Here is an 18,446-nt window from a genome sequence, read left to right on the forward strand (position 1 = left end):
TAAGAAAGGGGAGTACTTATGCCAAAACTGCCTAGCGGTTTAACTACATTTGAGCCTTCAGATACCGTCAGAAGAACGGCTCAGAACGAAAATATCGAAGCGATCGATGCTTTATTTCGTGCGACTGGAGGTCATCGACATACCGGGAAAGCCGGCGATGCACCGCAAATCGGCACCGAAGGGATCGCTGTCGGGGCGGTTACGTCGGACCGGATCGCTTTATCCGCTGTAACCGGAGATCGGGTCGCACGTGCAACGCTGTGCCGCAGGCATTTGAAATCCGGGCGGCTCAGTGGGAACGTCGCCAAATACAAGCCGTTTACCGTTACAGGAGGTGTGGTCGTTGGCGTACCGACTGCACCGTATCGTCAATACGGTGATAACTATTGGCTGGTCAATCGAAGCTCGGTTCCGTTCCCTCAATCGATAACCGTGAATCTCACAACCGAATATTACGAGATTGAAGGGATCAGCTTTGAAAATAACTGGGTCGCCCCGCCACGAAACTTCTATGTTGAAATCAGCAGTGACAATACCAACTGGACTAGAGCGTACACCTATTCTCATAGCGGCACAGAGCAGCCTCCCCAATACCATCCATTCGATCAGTTGTTTCATGGTTCGTATGTACGGCTGACGCTGACGGAACCTGGGAATCAGACCAATATCGCTTACGTCTCGGGATTTGGCGTATTCAGCCGAGATGTTCAAGAAAGTCCGGATTTTCGAATCCATAAGGGATCGCTGCAATATTCTGAGGGATGGGGGTGGAAGGACGTGGGGATTAAAGGGGTTCAGCGAGGTTCGGCGAGTATTTCCTATTTTTATCCGAATGGAACGGGGTCCACAGTGAGAGAGGTGACGATCTCCGCGGTAAATCCGCAAAAGACATTCGTCAACATCACCACATCAGGGTTGTCTCATTGGTTCCAAACCTCACCCATGATGGACGGTTCGGTTTGTGCAAGGTTGGTCGACGGCAATAAATTGCGATTTAACTTCTATGAGGGATTTTACGAGGCCTATGCCGAGATCTCCTGGGAGGTGATTGAGTTTGCCTAATTATTATGCACAAATTGATGAAGAAGGCCGGGTGTTTGCGGTGAGCGAACTGTCCGGAGAGGTAGAATCGCCGAATCTGGTCCCGATCAGTGAGCAGCAGTACAAAAGAGGAAACCTGCTGTTTACGCGGTACGCCGATGGCGGCTTCACGGGGGATTTCGTCCGCATGGAGGCGGATAAGACTCAAATTCGGGCGGATGGTGAAGATACGGTAACGGTAACAATCACCGTCGTTGATTGGCAAGGACAGGTGCAAAAGGAGTTTAACAACGAAGTGGCTGTTGAATTAAACGGGATACGGCAAACGGTGAAGGCGGCGAAAGGCGTTGCGGAGGTCACGATCAGCAGCGACGAACCAGGGGCTTACGCCTTAAAAACAGTGGGTCTCGATCGCAACGGTGATCTAAAGGTGGTGTTCGTAGATGGCAACTAAGAAGCTGGCCGCTAAGGTTCATTTTCACATTCCAGCCGATCCGCTTCGCGTGAAGGTGGAGGAGATCCAACATAAATCCACTTCTCGCAAACAACAAAACCTCAAATCAACCGAGGTCACTCTAGACACCCTGTTCGAAATGCTAAATGATGTCCTGGAACAGCAGGCGTTGCTCCTAAAGGCACTCCAGCGGTCCCAAAAGTAAAATGAAGCCATCTGCCCCTGCGGGGAAGCGGATGGCTTTTTGTTTTCCCCACCCTCACTCCGAATGAAAACGTTGACAATCATCTGAGATGGGATTATGGTGATGAGAACAAAATAAAATGTTTGTAATAAAACAAATAATTAACCAGTCTGTTAGAGCTATTTCAAAATGAGGAGGAAGAACATGGAGAGATGTACATTTTCTAACCCGATTTTGTCAAACGGTGCCGATCCTTGGGTGATTCGGCATCCCGATGGAAGCTACTATATGTCGGTCACGTTAGGGGACCGGATTGCCCTTTGGCATAGCCAAACGCTGACCGGACTCGGTCAGGTTCACCCGAAGACGGTATGGGTTCCTGAGCCAGACGGCCCCTTTTCCTGGAACCTATGGGCGCCGGAGTTGCACAATATTGAGGGTCGGTGGTACATCTACTATACCGCCAACGACGGTGGCGGGGACGACACAAGACGTATCTGCGTGCTTGAACTTCAGGGTGATGATCCGCTGAACGGCGAGTGGTGTTTTAAGGGCGCGGTAAACACGGAAGTTCCGGGCCTCGATGGAACCGTGCTCCAGCACCAGGGGGAGCTGTACTTCTTTTATTCCGGCTACGGCAACTTTCCCGATTACGGATCGGCGATTTATGCTGCCCGCATGACCAATCCGTGGACGCTGACAGGTCCCAATGTGTTGATTTCGGCCCCGACAGAGCCATGGGAGAAGCAAGGCGGGATGGCGATTAACGAAGGGCCGGTCTTTTTGCGGCGCAATGGGTGGATTTTCCTGATCTTCTCAGCGAGTGCCACGTGGTCGGATGATTACTGCCTTGGGATGACGAGGATTCCGGAATCTGCCGATCTGCTTGACGCCAACTCCTGGATCAAACAGGACGGACCCGTCTTTGCCAAACATCCGTCAGCCGGAGTCTATGCACCGGGGCACAACAGTTTTACCGTTTCTCCGGACGGCTCCGAGGATTGGATCGTTTATCACGCTTATGATTATTCGGAGACGGAACAACCACGCTCAGCAGGTTCTCTTCGCAGCACAAGAATCCAAAGTTTTGGATGGAAAGCAAACGGGCTTCCGGATTTCGGGGTTCCAACGGGTGTGGGCGTACCTGTTTCGCGACCTGCCGGAGAATGAAATTCATGGATACTGTTACAACTTTTATGGAACTAATCTGATGTACTGAGATATCATATGAGTTCATTCATAAAAACCAGAAATCAATTAAATGAAAGCGTTGACATCAGAGCGACAGGGGATTATAATCAACGAAAAGATACAAAATTATTGTAATAAAACAATAATATTATTTCATGGTGGTCGATGTGAATATGGAGGGGGTTGAGCCAATACGACAGAGGTGATGGAGAAAGTGGTGGTCGCGGGGGTTCGTTGAGTTTGAGATTAATATATGGGAGGATCCTATGAATAACAAATCGAAACGTTTCTTTGGTTTTCTTTTCGTTCTTATTCTAGCTATCTCGATGGTAACGGCGTGCAGCGGAGGTGGTGCGAACAAGGCTTCCGAGAATAAGCCCACCGAGAATGTCTCCGAAGAGCAGCCCAAAAATGAAACGACGTTTACGGACATGAGTCAGGACATCCGCGGAAATACGGCACCTACTCAGGAACAAATCAATGAGATCAACACGACGTTGAACGATACGTATCTGGGTGATATTTTCGATGAGAAAATTCCGAATGACTACTCCGCGTATCCCTTCAAAGAGGACGTGACGTTGGATGTCTGGATGCCTGCGAACCGCAACATCCCGGATATGAATAACCATGCGATTCAGAAGCAAGTGGAGAAATTGACGGGAATTAAGGTTAACTTCATCACTCCGCCGGTAGGACAGGAAGCGGATGCGTTCACCTTGATGATCTCTTCCGGTGATTTGCCGGACATCATCATCGAGCCTGGCCGGTATCCCGGGGGCTTCGAGGCGGGTGTTAACGATGGAGCGTATTTGGATCTCACCGATTTGATGGAGAAGAACGCCCCGAACTATAGCGCTTGGCGTAATTCCGATGAGACGAGAAGAAAAACGACGGTCACCGATAGCGGTAAACTACTCGGTTTCTACGGGATCGCTCCTTATTCGGAGTGGATGTGGTTCGGCATGCTGATCAAGCAGGAAGCGCTGGATAAGACTGGGCTGCCCGTGCCAGAAACGATTGACGAGTGGCATACTTTTCTGACTAAAGCCAAGGAAGTGGGTTACAGCGAGCCGCTGAACTACGGATCGAACTACGGTCAAATCTTCACCGGGATCCTGAACGGCGCTTATGGCGTGTGGGATTGGACTTTCCTGGACAGCAACGGTAAGGTAGCTTGGGGCCCTGCTCAACCTAAGGCGAAGGAATACCTGGCCATGATGCAGCAATGGAATAAAGAAGGACTGTTGAACAAAGACTGGGCAACCGCCGACTTCAATCAAAGAATGTCCGGTGCCATTTCCGACAAGACGGCCGTCATGATGGATTCACCCGATACGATGTGGAGTTATTGGAAGGAACAGAATAATATCGATTTTGTTGGCGCCTTGAATCCGGTCCTGAACAAAGGGGATAAAGCCGCAACAACCTACAAGAACTTCAAGCGAACGGGGACTGAGGCGGCGATCACGACGCAAGCCGAGAACGTAGAAGCTGCGATGGCTTGGCTGGATTTTGCCTATACCAAGAAGGGCTGGGAAGTCTATAACTACGGCGAATACGGTACGGTACATCTGATCGATGAAAGCGGCAAACCTTATTATCCGGAAAATAGCTACATGTACAATGATCCCGACGGCCAACCGGTGGCTGTTGCGCTGGATAAATACCGCAGACACAGCTGGCCGGACATCCGCGACGAACATAACTCCAATGCGTTGATTGTGGCCAAGGGCAGCTATTCCGGCGATATCAGAAAGTATTGGACCGAAAACATGGATACGAGTATGGCGATCCCTCCGATTTCGTTTACGAAAGAAGAAGCCTCCCGAGAAGCGGAGCTGGGCAACCAGTTGTCCACCATACGGGGTGAATATTTCGCCAAAATCATCAAAGGCGAGCTGCCGGTGGACGCTTACGACAAGTTCCTGGACGAAGCCAAGAAGATGGGGCTGGACGAATTCCTGAGCATTCATCAGGCTGCGCTGGATCGTTATAACACAAGATAAGAACCAGTCGCACGGCTTGAGATGAATGATGAAAGATAACGAGGGTGACCGAGCTTGGATGAGCTTGGGCCCCTCGTTATTGTTTCAGTGAATTCGGAATAAGAAGGGGTGTGGTTCGTTCATGGAGATCGTCCGTAAATTAAGAAATATCGCGCCTTCCGCCAAGGCGCCTAAGCCCAATCCTACGAGAAAGACGATCAAGAAGGATTTGAAGAAAAACTGGTTTGTCTACTTACTGGCCATTCCGGTGGTCGCTTGGTTCCTTGTTTTCTGTTACGGCCCGATGTGGGGGGTTCTCATCGCCTTTAAGGATTATAAGCCGTTGCTTGGATTTGCCGAAAGCGATTGGGTCGGATTCAAGCACTTTATTGATTTCTTTCAGGGACCGTACTTTTGGAGGGTCATCAAAAACACGCTTCTCCTGAATGTGTGGGGAATCGTGTTTGGGTTTACCGCGCCGATTATTTTGGCGTTAATGCTGAACGAAATTCGCGACGGCAAATTCAAGAAATCCGTCCAAACGATCACGTATATGCCTCACTTTATTTCCTTGGTGGTCGTTTGCGGGATTATCCATATCTTCACAGCGGATGAAGGTGTCGTGACGCAAGTTCTGCAATGGATTACGGGTAAGGACTACACTTCGCTTCTCGGGTATTCCTCTTTCTTCAGGCCGATTTATACGTTCTCCGGCATCTGGCAGAACATCGGCTGGGACAGCATTATTTATCTGGCCGCGATGAGTTCGATCGATCCTGCCTTATATGAAGCAGCAGAGATCGACGGTATCGGCAGAATCAAGAAGATGTGGTACATTACGTTACCGCAAATTACCCCGATTATCGTCATCCTGTTTATTTTTGCGATTGGCGGACTGATGGCTTCCGGATACGAGAAAATTATTTTGCTCTACAACCCTCTCACTTACGATACAGCGGATGTTATTGCCTCTTACGTCTATCGAAGGGGCTTACGAGAGGCCAGTCTCAGCTTTTCGACCGCGGTCGGTTTGTTTAGCGCTGTGATCAACTTTGCGTTGCTGTGGGCAACGAACCGGGTCGCCAGACGTACTTCGGAGGTGAGCTTATGGTAGAGAAGGGGATGGCCTTGTCCGGTCGCAAAAAGCTGAGATCCCGGCATTGGAAGCCGAAAACGACCGGGGATCGTGTTTTTGACGCCATGAACTACACCTTGCTGACTGCCATCACATTGATTTGCTTCTATCCACTACTTCATATCTTGCTTGCCTCCGTCAGCAACCCAAACGCACTTATGGCGCACAGCGGAATCTTATTGAAGCCGCTCGGATTCACGTTGGACGGATATAAACTGGTTTTTAAAGATAACAGTCTGTTGGTCGGTTACAAAAATACGATCATCTACGTGGGGTTGGGTACGCTGATCAATATGGTTATGACAATTATGGGCGCTTTCGTCTTATCGAGAAAGGATCTCTACTTCAAAAACTTCATCATGATTCTGATCACGATCACGATGTTTTTTGGCGGCGGATTGATTCCATGGTTTCTATTGATGAAAGATATCTACTTATACAACAACCTGTGGGCCATGATCTTGCCAACGGCGCTAAGCACCTGGAATATCATCATATTAAGAACGAGTTTCCAGGCGCTGCCGGCTGAGCTGGAGGAAGCGGCAACGATTGACGGTGCGAGCCAGGCGGCTATTTTAGTTCGAGTGATTTTGCCGCTGTCCAAGGCTACCTTGGCGGTAATATTCCTCTACTACTTGGTGGGGAACTGGAACTCCTGGTTTAATGCCATGGTGCTGCTGAAGGATCGGGAGCTGTTCCCGCTGCAGTTATTAATGAAGGAAATTTTGGTCGCCAACGACTCGACGGCAACAACGATCGGCAGCGCGGGCGGCGTCGTCATCGACAGTGCCCAAAGTTCGACCGCTTTCCGGGAGTTGGTGAAATATTGCGCGATTGTCGTATCCACCGTACCGATTCTGGTTGTGTATCCTTTCTTGCAGAAGTATTTTGTTAAAGGTGTCTACGTCGGATCGATTAAAGGATGAGCATAAGGATGGAAAAGAGAAGATTCGGAAAAGCGCTGCTGCCCGCCATTTGTTTATTTCTCATTTCACAGGTGGGATGTACCGGCTCCGGCACCGGCGGTGCGGAGCGGGACGATTTCTATAATGTCTTGATGCAGGATGGGGCGGATCCTTGGGTTTATAAGCATACAGACGGTTATTACTACTTCACGAAGACGACCGGCGGCGATGTGACGGTCTGGAAATCCGCCAGCCTGACTGGCGTGGATGCGGCTCCCCGGAGGGTGATTCCCACGGGCGGTCACGGCATCTGGGCTCCCGAGCTTCATTATATTGAGGGAGCCTGGTATATCTACTACGCGATGGATGACGGGGACAACGTGAACCATCGGATGTACGTAATGGAGAATACCTCGGCCGATCCGACCGAAGGCGTGTGGAAGCAAAAAGGACAAATCACCGACTCAACCAACCGATGGGCGATCGACGGCACGGTTTTACAGTTGGATGGACAGCTATATTTTATTTGGTCCGGTTGGGAAGGGGACGTCAATGTCAGTCAAAATCTATACATCGCCCATATGAGCAACCCTTGGACGATCGACTCGGAACGTGTGGAAATCGCCCGGCCGACCTATGACTGGGAAACCAACCATTCGCCGTATGTGAATGAAGGTCCGCAGGTGGCGATTCGAAACGGAACTATTAATCTCGTCTATTCGGCGAGCGGGAGCTGGACGAACGACTATTGCTTAGGATTGATCACGGCCGAGGTTGGCAGTGATTTGCTGAATCCGGACTCGTGGCACAAGAGGGATGAGCCGATTTTCGTCTCCGGCAACGGGCTGTACGGCCCGGGGCACCATTCCTTCACCACGTCACCTGACGGTACGGAAGATTGGATCGTTTATCATGTGGCCAAATATAAGGATGCCGGCTGGAATCGGGAAGTACGGGCGCAATCTTTTACCTGGAATGAGGATAACACGCCAAATCTCGGTGTTCCCGTTGACCCGAACGTACCGTTGTCCCTGCCTTCAGGAGAGGTGGGGCGTACTCGCTATGAGGCGGATAGTCATGCAGAATACTCCGTCCAAGCGGCGGCGGGAGAATATATCTTGTTCGTAAGAGCTGCGAACGGGAGTCTTGACGGCGAGGTAGCCTATGTTGAATTAAGCGTCAATCGGGGTTCGCCCGTCTCGCTTGCCGTCCTGCCGAAGGGATGGGGAAATTGGGGGTTGGCCACCGCGAGAATTCAGCTGAAGGACGGGGTGAACAAATTGCGGTTCACCAAGGATCGCGGGGAGTTTGAGCTGGATTCCTTCGACATCATGCCGTTGATGATTCCGGAATCGTGATAAAATTTATGAATATTGATTTATTACAGCTTTTTGTAGTAAAGTCAAGAAAGTAAGATCATGATTTGGGAATACGGATACGGAGGTTCCTATGCTGGAAGTCGGTATACACGAACCGGATAAGTTGGTTCAGGTGGCTCACGCTCTCTCCACGCGGTCCCGCGTGGACATTCTTCGCCTGCTTAACACGCGGAGCATGAATATCATTGAACTCGCCGAGACGCTAGAACTGCCGGTGTCAACGGTAGCGAACAACGTCAAGGTGCTGGAAGCGGCCAAACTGATCAATACGGAATTGCTTCCGGCCGTCCGCGGGGCGATGAAGGTATGCAGCCGGAATTATGATGATATTCTGTTCTCCTTGAATACCAGCATCCGGACGTCGAAGGACGGTATGAAGTTTTATGAGGTCGAAATGCCAATTGGTCACTATAGTGATTGCGAGGTTCATCCTACCTGTGGCATGGCGTCCAGCGAAGGGATGCTGGTTCGAGAAGACGAGCCGGCCAGCTTCTACCACCCTAAGCATGTAGGGGCGCAGATTTTGTGGTTTCGCAAAGGGTATGTGGAATACCGGTTCCCGTTGGAGGTTCCGCAAAATGCACGAATTCAGTCGTTGGAGTTGTCGATGGAAATGTGCTCAGAGGCGCCGAACTACGACAATGACTGGCCCTCGGACATCTCCGTTTGGGTCAATGGCGTCGAGATCGGCATGTGGACGAGTCCCGGCGACTTTGGGGACCGACGCGGCGCATTAAATCCTTCTTGGTGGGAAGACTGGACGACGCAATACGGTTTGTTGAAGACATGGCGAGTTGACCACGAACGTACGACATTGGATATGCAGAAGATCTCCGATATCGCTATTAGTGATCTGCAGCTCGATCAACGTCCGAGTTTACGGGTTCGAATCGGCGTCAAACCGGATGCGATCCATAAAGGCGGCGTGAATCTATTTGGGAAGCAGTTCGGCGACTACGATCAGGATTTGGTTCTTCAGGTCGCCTACACGCTTGATGATGATACGCAATCTAATACCTAAGTTCATTCGAACCATCGTTTCTTCTTGGAACGATGGTTCTTTTTGTTCCACGGACAATTAATTACAAAAATACCGTAAAACAAAAACACCCTATTTTACTGATGAAATTGATTGTAAGCGTTGACAAAAGTGAGTTTGGGGGATATATTTAGCTTAAATAATACAAGAAATGTGTATTAAAACAAAAAAACAATATAAGCAGTCAAAGGGAGTGGAAAAATGACAAATCCATATTTGCGTAATGATTATCCCCGTCCTCAGTTTGTTCGCGATACCTGGATGAGCTTGAACGGGGAATGGGAGTTTGAATTTGACGATCAAGGAATCGGCGAAAGAGAGGGCTGGAACAAGGGGCGTGATTTCAGCCGAACCATTAATGTACCGTTCTGTTATCAGAGTAAGCTCAGCGGGATCGGCGATCCGGCTGTGCATGACCAGGTCTGGTACCGGAGAACGTTTATCGTTTCGGAGGCATACAAGACCGGACGCCTGCTGCTGCATTTCGGCGCCGTCGATTACGAGGCTAAGGTTTGGGTGAACGGACAGTTGGTAGCGATGCATGAAGGCGGACATACCCCGTTTACGGCCGACATCACCGATGTGATCAATGAAGGCGAGAATGTCCTTGTCGTGAAGGCGACCGACTACAGCCGCGATGTGTCCCTTCCGCGGGGCAAGCAATACTGGGAGGACCAGTCGGAGGGGATCTTCTACACGCGGACGACCGGGATCTGGCAAAGCGTCTGGCTCGAGCCGGTGCCAGAGACACGCATTGATCGGATTCGGCTAATTCCGGACATCGATAAGAATGATATCGGTCTGGAGGTGTTCTTGGCGGGGCATAACGCATCTATCAAAGCCAGCATGAAAGTCGTCATCACCTTTAACGGCGAATTTGTTGCCGAGGATTGCTTCTCCTTGAGTCACGAGTCGGGCCGCCGGGATATTCACCTAGACGATTTTAACGATCATGGTCTGGGGCGTTGGTGGACACCGGAGCGGCCAAATTTGTACGATTTGGAGCTTACACTGCTGATTAACGGTGAGGCCGTGGATATGGTTCAAAGTTATTTCGGAATGCGCAAAATTTCCGTGGAAGCGGGTAAATTGCACTTAAATAATCGTTTTTATTATATGAAGCTGGTGCTGGATCAAGGTTATTTTCCGGACGGCCTGCTGACCGCGCCAAGCGATGAGGATTTACGCCGGGATGTGGAGCTGGTGAAGGAAATGGGGCTCAACGGAGTCCGAAAACATCAAAAAATCGAAGATCCCCGTTATTTGTACTGGGCGGATAAGCTGGGCTTGTTGGTGTGGGGGGAAATGGCCAATGCCTACCGTTTTACGGAGCCTTACGTAGCCCGGGTGACGCGCGAGTGGATGCAGGCGGTGGAGCGGGACTTCAACCATCCTTGTGTCGTGGCTTGGGTTCCGCTTAACGAAAGCTGGGGCGTGACCAACATTTTGATCGACAAGCAGCAACAACACCATGCATTATCGCTGTATCACCTGACCAAATCACTGGATCCGACGCGGCCGGTCATCTCCAATGACGGATGGGAGCTGGTTGCCACAGATCTGGTCACCATTCATGATTACGAGTGGCGTAAGGAAGTGCTGACGGAGAGGTATGCAACTGTCGAAACCGCTCTGACCGTGCAGCCCGGCAATCGGATGATCCTGGTGCCCGGCTTCCCTTACGAGGGGCAACCGATTCTGGTCACGGAGTTTGGCGGGATTTCCTTTAAGGTGAACGATTGGGAAGGCTGGGGATACTCGGGTGCGGAGAATGAGGAGGATTTTGCGCAGCGGCTGCAGAATGTTATCGTACCGATGCTGCAATCTCCGGTGGTTCAAGGCTTTTGCTATACCCAATTTACGGACGTGGAGCAGGAAATTAACGGCCTGCTGACCTATGACCGCAAGCCGAAGGTCCCTTTGGAAACCATACGTTCGATTGTAGCGGGATCCTAAAGACAAGGAGTACCCCAACCAAATGACAGAACAAGATCGAAAAGGCGCCGCATTCATTCGCGAGATCGCCCGGACAGAAGCTCCTTATGGAACCTTGGCCATATGGTATCTCGGCCAGGAGAGCGTGATCATCAAAGGGGACGGAATCACCATTTACGTGGACCCCTATCTATCGGGCGATCTGGATACCGGCGATTGGCGGCGCGTATTTCCAGCGCCGATCGCGCCGGAAGAGATTCAAGGAGTCAATCTCTGCTTGATTACGCATGAACATGATGATCATATGGATGCGAGGACATTGCCTTGGCTGCATCGGAGCAGTCCGGAAGCGATGATCGTAGCGCCAGCTTGCTGTAAGTCAGCCTTGCTGGAGATGGGCATACCGGCCTCCGGGCTCATTACTGCGGACGACCGTCAGCCGCTGGAGTTATTCTCCAAGCTGCGATTGACGCCCATCGCGGCGGCCCATGAGCAGCTGGAGCGAGATGCGGACGGCTGCCCCCGGTATGTCGGGTACGTCCTGGAGCTAAACGGCGTTACGCTTTACCATGCCGGAGATACGCTCGTTTACCCGGAACTCATCGCGCGCGTTAGCGCCCTGAAGCCGGACATCGCCCTGCTGCCGATTAATGGGCGAGACTACTTCCGCCAACAGCGTGGAATTGTCGGCAACATGGATTACCGGGAGGCGGCGCATTTCGCCCGAGAAATCGGGGCGGACACGGTCATCCCGCTGCATTATGACCTGTTTGCGGTGAATGCGGAGAAACCGGGGCATTTCGTAGAATATATGTATGAGCAGTTTCCCGAGCAGAAAGGTCATGTCATGGCTCGGGGCGAGCGATTCGTCTACGTTTCGCCTCGTGCATTCCTGCAACCGTAAACAGTGGAAATGAATAGCCGATCAGGAGTTTTCATCCTGGCCGGCTATTTTAATATAGCAAGTTTGATATGTGGGGGGGCTCTGGATGGCTGCTTTGCACCATTATCCCTTTCGTTCAGGGGAGCTAGGTTCGAGCTGATGCACTCTTCCTGTATGCTCTCCTTCTACATGTTCTTCCCGAGTGGATTTGATTTTACGCGGTCTGATCCAAAGGGATAATCATGCAAAGCGTCCGGCGGTGAGGTTTTACCTAAGAGTACCTTTCATACAAAGCAAGAATCGCCTGGGCCTCGGCCCTCACTCGCTCTCGCAGCTCCGCTGGTTCCAGCGCCTCGACGTCCCTGCCGCCTGCCAGGATCACGCCGCAAGCCCAGTCCAGCGTCTGGAAGTCGACTTCCGCCAGCAGCCAGCCCTGATTGTCCGGGCCTTCCGTATGATCCACCTTGACGAATCGTTCTCGGCGCAACCGGTTCACCCCGAACTCGGTCGCTCTTATGCGGGCAAGATACCGAGGAAGCTCGGATTTGAAGCGAGTGGTCGATTGCTCCCAGTACGCCGCTAGATCAAATCCATCCGGCCGAATGAACGTTTCTTCGAGGATGCGAGCATCCTCCAGACGGGAGATACGGAACGTGCGCAGCTCGCCGTCCGGCTCTTGTTCGGCGGCCAAGTACCATACGTTACGTTTGGCGATGAGCCCCAGGGGACGTACGATGCGCTGGGCAGCGTTCTCCTCTTTGCGGTAGCGTATCTGCAGCTTCCGCTGGGTCCATACCGCCTCCTGCACGGCGGACAACCATGGGAACGCCTCCTCTGAAGCGTGCCAGCCGGCCCCATCGATATGGATGCGTTCGCGGATGAGCTCGGCATCCTGCCGAATCGGCGCGGGGGCGGCGGCCAACAGCTTTTGGTAGGCGGCCTTAAAATCCCCTTGAATCCCGAGATCCCTCAACAGCTCGTTATGGTTCGTCAACAGCAGTGAGACGATTTCCTCCGGACGCATGCCGGTCAGGTTCGTTCGGTAACTGTCGGACAACACCCAGCCGCCCCGAGAGCCGCGCTCCGCGTACACCGGGATGCCCGCCGCGCTTAACGCCTCGATGTCCCGGGTGATCGTACGCTCCGACACCTCCAGTAGCTCAGCCAGCTGGCGAGAGCTCATTTTTCCACGGTTCTGCAATAACAGCAGTAGATTTAGCAGACGATCCGCACGCACTAAACTTCCCCCTCGACCGCAACAAGTATTTTGGAATGATTATATCACGGATATAAGACAATAGATGACATATATACTTTGTTATTCTACAAGGGCACGTGCGAAATTCGAGCTGGAAAGGGAGCGAATATAACCATGGACAAGAAACCATTAGAGGGAAAAGTGGCCGTAGTTGCCGGGGCAACGCGTGGAGCAGGCCGAGGGATTGCGGTTATGTTAGGAGCGGCCGGGGCGACCGTTTATTGCACGGGACGTAGCGTGCGAGGAGCGGCATCGGACATCGGTCGGACGGAGACGATCGACGAAACGGCGGAGCTGGTGACCTCACGTGGCGGAAACGGGATCGCCGTCCGCACAGATCATACTTCGTCGGAACAGGTTAAAGCTTTGTTCGAGCGAGTGGAGAAGGAGCAGGACGGACGCTTAGATATTCTGGTGAATGATATTTGGGGCGGCGAGAGCCTCACTCACTGGAACACCCCGTTCTGGGAGCAGCCGCTGGCCGACGGGTTGTTGATGCAGGAACGGGCCGTCCGAACCCACCTGATTACGAGTTACTACGGGGTACCGATGATGATCAAGCGGAAGGAAGGGCTGATTATCGAAATCACCGACGGCTCAACCTACAATTATCGAGGCAACGTGTACTACAGTCTGGCGAAAATCTCCCCGATCCACCTGGCCGCTGCCATGGCCGAGGAATTGAAGCCGCATAACGTGACCGCGTTGGCGGTGACCCCCGGATTTTTGCGCTCTGAGCAGATGCTGGATTACTTTGGCGTCCAGGAAGCCAATTGGCGGGACGCTATTGAGAAGGAACCGTTATACGCCGAATCGGAAACGCCATATTTCGTTGGGCAAGCCGTGGCCGCATTGGCCGGAGATCCGAACGTGCGCGACAAGGCCGGCCAAGCGCTGACCAGTTGGGACTTGTCCGACGAATACAGGTTCATCGACATCGATGGCCGGAAACCGCATTGGGGCAACTTTGCACGTGAGCGGGGACTTCCGGTGAATTGAGCAACGCACGAAAAGCGCGGGTGCAAGAGAGAGTTCTCCTGCACCCGCGCTTGTTGTGTTTCACACTACTCGATCCGCGGCCAAAGACGTGCGGAATAATGGGGGATGATCTGGATATCGTGGATTTTGGCAATCTCGGTCCCTTCGAACCGTTCCACATAGGCTTGATTCACGAAGCTATGCACCGTGCCTTGGCGCAGCGGCGTAATCGAAAGCTGCAGCGGATGGTTCTCCAACTCGTGACGGACCTGCTTCAGTCCAATCTCCCAAGGTTGTCCGTAATGGATATGATCCGTCAGCATCCGGTCACCGAGATAGGCGGCCGCCACGTCGCCGCCATAATCCACCTTCAGCCATACGTCAACAACGTCGTCCGGCCAATCAGCGGGAATCTCCAGCAGCACCGATCGATCCGATAGGGAAGTGAGCTTCATCTCAGGCTGATAAGCTGGGAACTCCAAGGTGTACGACCGGAACAGTCCTCCTCCGCTTTCAGATTCCCACAACTCCCCCGTGCTGCTCCGCAATCCGGAGGATGGTGAAGGAGCGGGAAATAGAGATAAGGTCACGTTGTTTTGTCCTGGTGAGGTGCAAATCAACTGCCCGTCCTTCATCGCCGGATGGCTCGTGCTAAGGACGAGCGTATCTTGGCCCCACAGCCCGTCGAAACGATAAGTTTGCAACGCTTCCTCTCGGGTTAAGGTCACAAGTCGTACCGCTCTACCCTCGGTCGTCTTAACGAGGATCTGGTGCTGTTGCCCGGGCGTTGGGCGAACTATCCAATGGGCGTCATCTTCATTTACAACCCCACTACCATTGCTAGCTTCGACTGAGGAACCCGAGGTTTTGCGAAGCACGATCTCAGGGGCCATTCCGTCAAGGGCATAGAACACCAGCACCGTTTCGTTCCCTGCTACAAGCCGGGTCAGCAACTGCGCGGTTGCGCTCGCAATAAACAATCCATCCAGCTTCAGGTTGAACGGCAGGATGACGCCTAGTCCGCTCCGAAGTGTGAGCTCACCGGTATGAGGGAACAACGCCTTCCCCTGAGGCGTATCCAATTCAATTCGCAACCGGCGATCCGGCAGCTCGACATGATCCTGGAAATTGTTCAGGAACACAAATCCGGAGCCGTCCTTCTGCCGAACGCACCAACGAACGCGCTCGGTATCCTCAGGGGCGATTTGCTCTTGACCATCGGGCAGCAGGGTGCCCATCGGAGCCAACCATCGTCCGAAGGAATGCAGAAACAGCGAGATCACACGGATACGATCATACGATTCGCCAACCCGACCAAACTCGCCTAAGGGCGATTGATAATCGTAGGTGATTTTCGGCAAACCGGACTCGTTCAGGAACGTCTTTTGGCCTACGGCATTGGAGCCGCCGTGGTACATGTAATAACCCAGCAGATTGCTGCCGCTTGCCAGCTTCACCAGCGTCATCGCTTCGACGCTGTCAGCCGGCACGTAAGGCCGGGCTTTATAGCTGACCTGCATCCCTCCTGCCATTTCGCAATAGGCCACCGGGTACTCCATACTGTCGTAATTCACCGGCTCGGCAGGTGTAACGTGCAGATCCTGGAACAGATACTCCCGACTCGGCGGTTGGTTGGGGATCCACGGCGTATAGGCGTACCCGGCGAGCATCGGTAACGTGCCCTCCTCGGGGACGGCGGCCCCGCCCCAAGCCGTTGCAGTAAAGAATAACGGGCGGATTCCCACTTCCTCCGCAATCCGGCGCAATTCCGCCAAGTGCTCGTTGCCTCCGGTTCCTGCGGTTACGTATTTGTCGCCGCTGTATCCCCAAGCGTCTAACGGCGCGCCGGCGTGCATATACTCGTTCTCCAGCTGCACGGCGATCACCGGGCCGCCTTCTTGATAATAGGTGCCTTGAACTTGCCGGGAAATTTCGCGGTACAAACGTCTGGAAAGCGTTAAATATCGTTCATCATTGGAACGAACCTCCAAGGGATAGCGAAATACCCAATCGGGGATGCCGCCATTGCGGACTTCGCCGTGGCAGAACGGGCCAATCCGTAGAATCAGCGGAAGCTCATGCTTGGCGCAGAGGTCTATGAAATGCCGTAGATTGCGGTTACCGCTCCAATCGAACACGCCTTCTTCTTCCTCATGGTAATTCCAGAATACGTAGGTCGCGACGAGATGTACGCCGCCGGCTTTCATTTTCAGCAACTCTTCCTCCCAATGCAAATAAGAGAAACGGGAAAAATGAAACTCGCCGACAACGGGAATAAAGGGCTCGCCGTTTCGGGTCATATAGAAGTTCGTAAATCCAAACGATTCTCCTTTGGGGTTGCTTCCCGCCTGCAGGGCAAGCTTGCCGGGACGGATCGTTTTGTTGGCTTGGCTGATTTCGAGTTTTAAGACAGTGTTTGCATTTTTCATGGGAAAACTGCCTCCTGAAGGATATTAGATCCGATGGATCATGTTGCATCTGGATGTGGATGTCCACATCGGTTATATTCATTTTAGATGTTTATTGCCGGATGAAGGAAGAGAGGATATGGCTAAAAAACCGACGAATTATGCTATTAACGAGGAGCGCCCCTACGGAATTCTGATTTCCGGGCATTATGCGGAAACCGCGGGTTATTCGATACACCGCCCACCCGATCCTGTGGGTTGGTTACTGATGTATACGCTGACCGGAGAGGGGCAAGTTCATGTCGCCGGGGAAGTTGCGCCATGCCGTTCAGGTGACGCGGTCATCCTATTGCCCGGTTTGCCTCACCACTACAGCACGGCGGGAGCGAAGTGGGAGTTTATTTGGGTTCATTTTATTCCGGACCCCTCCTTTCGCCCATGGTTGTACCTTCCGCAGCAAACGGAGGGCATCGTCCGTTTACAGGTTGACGGCAGTCCTGGACCTAACGGCTTCGCCGAAGCCCTTCAGCGGATGGTTCGGTACAGCAGCTCGGGCGGTAACTCCGAGCTTCATCATCGATTAGCGGAGCTGGCGTTAGAGGAAGCCTTGTTGTTGCTCCGCGTGGAGGTTGCCAAGGACAGTAACGAAGCTGCTATTGATCCAAGAATAGCCGATGTCGTCGGGTATTTGCGGGAGTCTTATCGCGAGCGGGTAAGCATTCCGGACCTGGCCAAGCGCAGCTGCATGTCGCCTTCCCGACTGTCGCATCTGTTTAAAGAGCAGGTAGGGGATACGATCATCGGCACCGTTAACAAGATCCGTTTGGAAAAAGCAGCCCAGCTGCTGGCCTACACCACGCGGCAAGTGGCGGAGATTGCTGGGGATGTCGGCATCGACAGTCCGGACCATTTTGCGCGAATGTTCAGCCAGGTTTACGGGGAGACCCCGTCCGGATATCGTAAACGCAAGCGAGTTGGTCTTGAGGCTAAATCTTTGAGGAAGGGTTGAAATAGCGTTAAGTTTTCACCTTATCGGGTTCAATTGGTCATCAACAACGCGGCAAAGGAAGTGCCCCAAGATCACACTTGGGACACCTCCTTTTGCTTCCAATTAATACGTGCCGCCGCTTGGGCGCTGCGCCGTATCGCGTTCGAATGCCACGATCCAGTCGCCCTGGACGGCGGCATAACCGACATCGCCTTCGGCGACGAGGCCGTACAGATTCTTCACGTCCAAATATTCCTGACGGCTGCCGTTATCGAACTCCAGCGTGATGTAGTAATACGTTCGGGAAGAAGAGCTGTGCATCGCGTTATTATCGCTCATGTGACTGGAACTGTGCTGCACGTCCATCCGCTTCGAAACGATTCGCGCATATCTCGTGTCTCGCGGAGAGCGGGCGTTCTTTGCATAACGGACCCCACTAGAAACGATCAGCACGATGAAGATCACAAAAAATATAACCATAAATACGGGGACGATCGTAAACATGATGTCGCCACCCCCGAAACCGCCTCCGCCAAACGGAGAGGGATCGAATCCGCCCATAAGTTCCGCCTCCTTTTCTCCCTTATATACGCGAAAAAGGAAGTATTGTTTCAGGCCTACCCCAAAACCTGGGTGGACGGACTTCCCTGGATTGTGAACGAATACGAATTGTGATAAAC

The 18,446-nt window shown here is 52.5% G+C and carries 16 protein-coding genes; 13 read left to right on the forward strand and 3 right to left on the reverse strand.

The features are described from left to right. The first annotated feature begins 18 nt into the window (after positions 1-18). From M0651_RS08105 to M0651_RS08155, 11 genes are all read left to right on the forward strand, one after another. Positions 19-1,062 carry a discoidin domain-containing protein gene (locus M0651_RS08105; RefSeq protein ID WP_248551336.1) on the forward strand — a complete coding sequence of 348 codons (1,044 nt, stop codon included), beginning with the start codon at positions 19-21 and terminating at the stop codon, positions 1,060-1,062. After that, positions 1,055-1,495 carry an invasin domain 3-containing protein gene (locus M0651_RS08110; RefSeq protein WP_248551337.1) on the forward strand — a complete coding sequence of 147 codons (441 nt, stop codon included), beginning with the start codon at positions 1,055-1,057 and terminating at the stop codon, positions 1,493-1,495. Before M0651_RS08105 ends, M0651_RS08110 begins: the two co-directional genes overlap by 8 nt. Next, positions 1,485-1,700 carry a hypothetical protein gene (locus tag M0651_RS08115; RefSeq protein WP_248551338.1) on the forward strand — a complete coding sequence of 72 codons (216 nt, stop codon included), beginning with the start codon at positions 1,485-1,487 and terminating at the stop codon, positions 1,698-1,700. Before M0651_RS08110 ends, M0651_RS08115 begins: the two co-directional genes overlap by 11 nt. Positions 1,701-1,883: 183 nt before the next feature. Further along, positions 1,884-2,849 (forward strand): glycoside hydrolase family 43 protein, encoded by a 966-nt coding sequence (locus tag M0651_RS08120; protein ID WP_248551339.1) that lies wholly within the window; start codon positions 1,884-1,886, stop codon positions 2,847-2,849. Between the two features lie 287 nt (positions 2,850-3,136). Beyond that, a complete protein-coding gene (locus tag M0651_RS08125) occupies positions 3,137-4,879 on the forward strand; it encodes an extracellular solute-binding protein (protein ID WP_248551340.1) in 1,743 nt (580 codons plus the stop codon). A 121-nt stretch (positions 4,880-5,000) separates the two neighbouring features. Further along, positions 5,001-5,972 carry an ABC transporter permease gene (locus M0651_RS08130; RefSeq protein WP_248551341.1) on the forward strand — a complete coding sequence of 324 codons (972 nt, stop codon included), beginning with the start codon at positions 5,001-5,003 and terminating at the stop codon, positions 5,970-5,972. Between the two features lie 8 nt (positions 5,973-5,980). Then, positions 5,981-6,919 carry a carbohydrate ABC transporter permease gene (locus M0651_RS08135; protein WP_372490912.1) on the forward strand — a complete coding sequence of 313 codons (939 nt, stop codon included), beginning with the start codon at positions 5,981-5,983 and terminating at the stop codon, positions 6,917-6,919. An 8-nt stretch (positions 6,920-6,927) separates the two neighbouring features. Next, a complete protein-coding gene (locus tag M0651_RS08140; protein ID WP_248551342.1) occupies positions 6,928-8,256 on the forward strand; it encodes a family 43 glycosylhydrolase in 1,329 nt (442 codons plus the stop codon). Positions 8,257-8,347: 91 nt separating this feature from the next. After that, positions 8,348-9,298, forward strand: a complete 951-nt coding sequence (locus tag M0651_RS08145; RefSeq protein ID WP_248551343.1) for an ArsR/SmtB family transcription factor — start codon at positions 8,348-8,350, stop codon at positions 9,296-9,298. Positions 9,299-9,517: 219 nt separating this feature from the next. Continuing rightward, positions 9,518-11,272, forward strand: a complete 1,755-nt coding sequence (locus M0651_RS08150) for a glycoside hydrolase family 2 protein (protein ID WP_248551344.1) — start codon at positions 9,518-9,520, stop codon at positions 11,270-11,272. Positions 11,273-11,294: 22 nt separating this feature from the next. Beyond that, positions 11,295-12,155, forward strand: coding sequence for an MBL fold metallo-hydrolase (locus M0651_RS08155; protein ID WP_248551345.1), 861 nt, complete (start codon positions 11,295-11,297; stop codon positions 12,153-12,155). A gap of 250 nt (positions 12,156-12,405) precedes the next feature. Here M0651_RS08155 and M0651_RS08160 read toward each other — a convergent pair whose 3' ends face one another. Beyond that, positions 12,406-13,371 (reverse strand): helix-turn-helix transcriptional regulator, encoded by a 966-nt coding sequence (locus tag M0651_RS08160; RefSeq protein WP_248551346.1) that lies wholly within the window; start codon positions 13,369-13,371, stop codon positions 12,406-12,408. Positions 13,372-13,506: 135 nt separating this feature from the next. Between M0651_RS08160 and M0651_RS08165 the strand changes: the two genes are divergently transcribed. Then, a complete protein-coding gene (locus M0651_RS08165) occupies positions 13,507-14,391 on the forward strand; it encodes an SDR family oxidoreductase (RefSeq protein ID WP_248551347.1) in 885 nt (294 codons plus the stop codon). Between the two features lie 65 nt (positions 14,392-14,456). Here M0651_RS08165 and M0651_RS08170 read toward each other — a convergent pair whose 3' ends face one another. Further along, a complete protein-coding gene (locus M0651_RS08170) occupies positions 14,457-16,799 on the reverse strand; it encodes a beta-galactosidase (RefSeq protein WP_248551348.1) in 2,343 nt (780 codons plus the stop codon). 118 nt (positions 16,800-16,917) lie between these two features. Between M0651_RS08170 and M0651_RS08175 the strand changes: the two genes are divergently transcribed. Next, positions 16,918-17,787, forward strand: a complete 870-nt coding sequence (locus M0651_RS08175) for a helix-turn-helix domain-containing protein (protein WP_248551349.1) — start codon at positions 16,918-16,920, stop codon at positions 17,785-17,787. 102 nt (positions 17,788-17,889) lie between these two features. On the opposite strand, the gene M0651_RS08180 is transcribed toward M0651_RS08175, so the two are convergent. Continuing rightward, positions 17,890-18,327, reverse strand: coding sequence for a DUF2500 domain-containing protein (locus tag M0651_RS08180; RefSeq protein WP_248551350.1), 438 nt, complete (start codon positions 18,325-18,327; stop codon positions 17,890-17,892). Positions 18,328-18,446 lie beyond the last annotated feature (119 nt).

It is taken from the genome of Paenibacillus mellifer, assembly GCF_023195895.1.
Lineage (GTDB): Bacteria > Bacillota > Bacilli > Paenibacillales > Paenibacillaceae > Fontibacillus > Fontibacillus mellifer.

What these genes read in the sequence shown, in the direction of transcription:
- M0651_RS08105 (WP_248551336.1), top strand. Translation starts at nt 19, where the DNA reads ATGCCAAAACTGCCTAGCGGTTTAACTACATTTGAGCCTTCAGATACC.
- M0651_RS08115 (WP_248551338.1), top strand. Translation starts at nt 1,485, where the DNA reads ATGGCAACTAAGAAGCTGGCCGCTAAGGTTCATTTTCACATTCCAGCC.
- M0651_RS08120 (WP_248551339.1), top strand. Translation starts at nt 1,884, where the DNA reads ATGGAGAGATGTACATTTTCTAACCCGATTTTGTCAAACGGTGCCGAT.
- M0651_RS08125 (WP_248551340.1), top strand. Translation starts at nt 3,137, where the DNA reads ATGAATAACAAATCGAAACGTTTCTTTGGTTTTCTTTTCGTTCTTATT.
- M0651_RS08130 (WP_248551341.1), top strand. Translation starts at nt 5,001, where the DNA reads ATGGAGATCGTCCGTAAATTAAGAAATATCGCGCCTTCCGCCAAGGCG.
- M0651_RS08135 (WP_372490912.1), top strand. Translation starts at nt 5,981, where the DNA reads ATGGCCTTGTCCGGTCGCAAAAAGCTGAGATCCCGGCATTGGAAGCCG.
- M0651_RS08140 (WP_248551342.1), top strand. Translation starts at nt 6,928, where the DNA reads ATGGAAAAGAGAAGATTCGGAAAAGCGCTGCTGCCCGCCATTTGTTTA.
- M0651_RS08145 (WP_248551343.1), top strand. Translation starts at nt 8,348, where the DNA reads ATGCTGGAAGTCGGTATACACGAACCGGATAAGTTGGTTCAGGTGGCT.
- M0651_RS08150 (WP_248551344.1), top strand. Translation starts at nt 9,518, where the DNA reads ATGACAAATCCATATTTGCGTAATGATTATCCCCGTCCTCAGTTTGTT.
- M0651_RS08155 (WP_248551345.1), top strand. Translation starts at nt 11,295, where the DNA reads ATGACAGAACAAGATCGAAAAGGCGCCGCATTCATTCGCGAGATCGCC.
- M0651_RS08165 (WP_248551347.1), top strand. Translation starts at nt 13,507, where the DNA reads ATGGACAAGAAACCATTAGAGGGAAAAGTGGCCGTAGTTGCCGGGGCA.
- M0651_RS08170 (WP_248551348.1), bottom strand. Translation starts at nt 16,799, where the DNA reads ATGAAAAATGCAAACACTGTCTTAAAACTCGAAATCAGCCAAGCCAAC.
- M0651_RS08175 (WP_248551349.1), top strand. Translation starts at nt 16,918, where the DNA reads ATGGCTAAAAAACCGACGAATTATGCTATTAACGAGGAGCGCCCCTAC.
- M0651_RS08180 (WP_248551350.1), bottom strand. Translation starts at nt 18,327, where the DNA reads ATGGGCGGATTCGATCCCTCTCCGTTTGGCGGAGGCGGTTTCGGGGGT.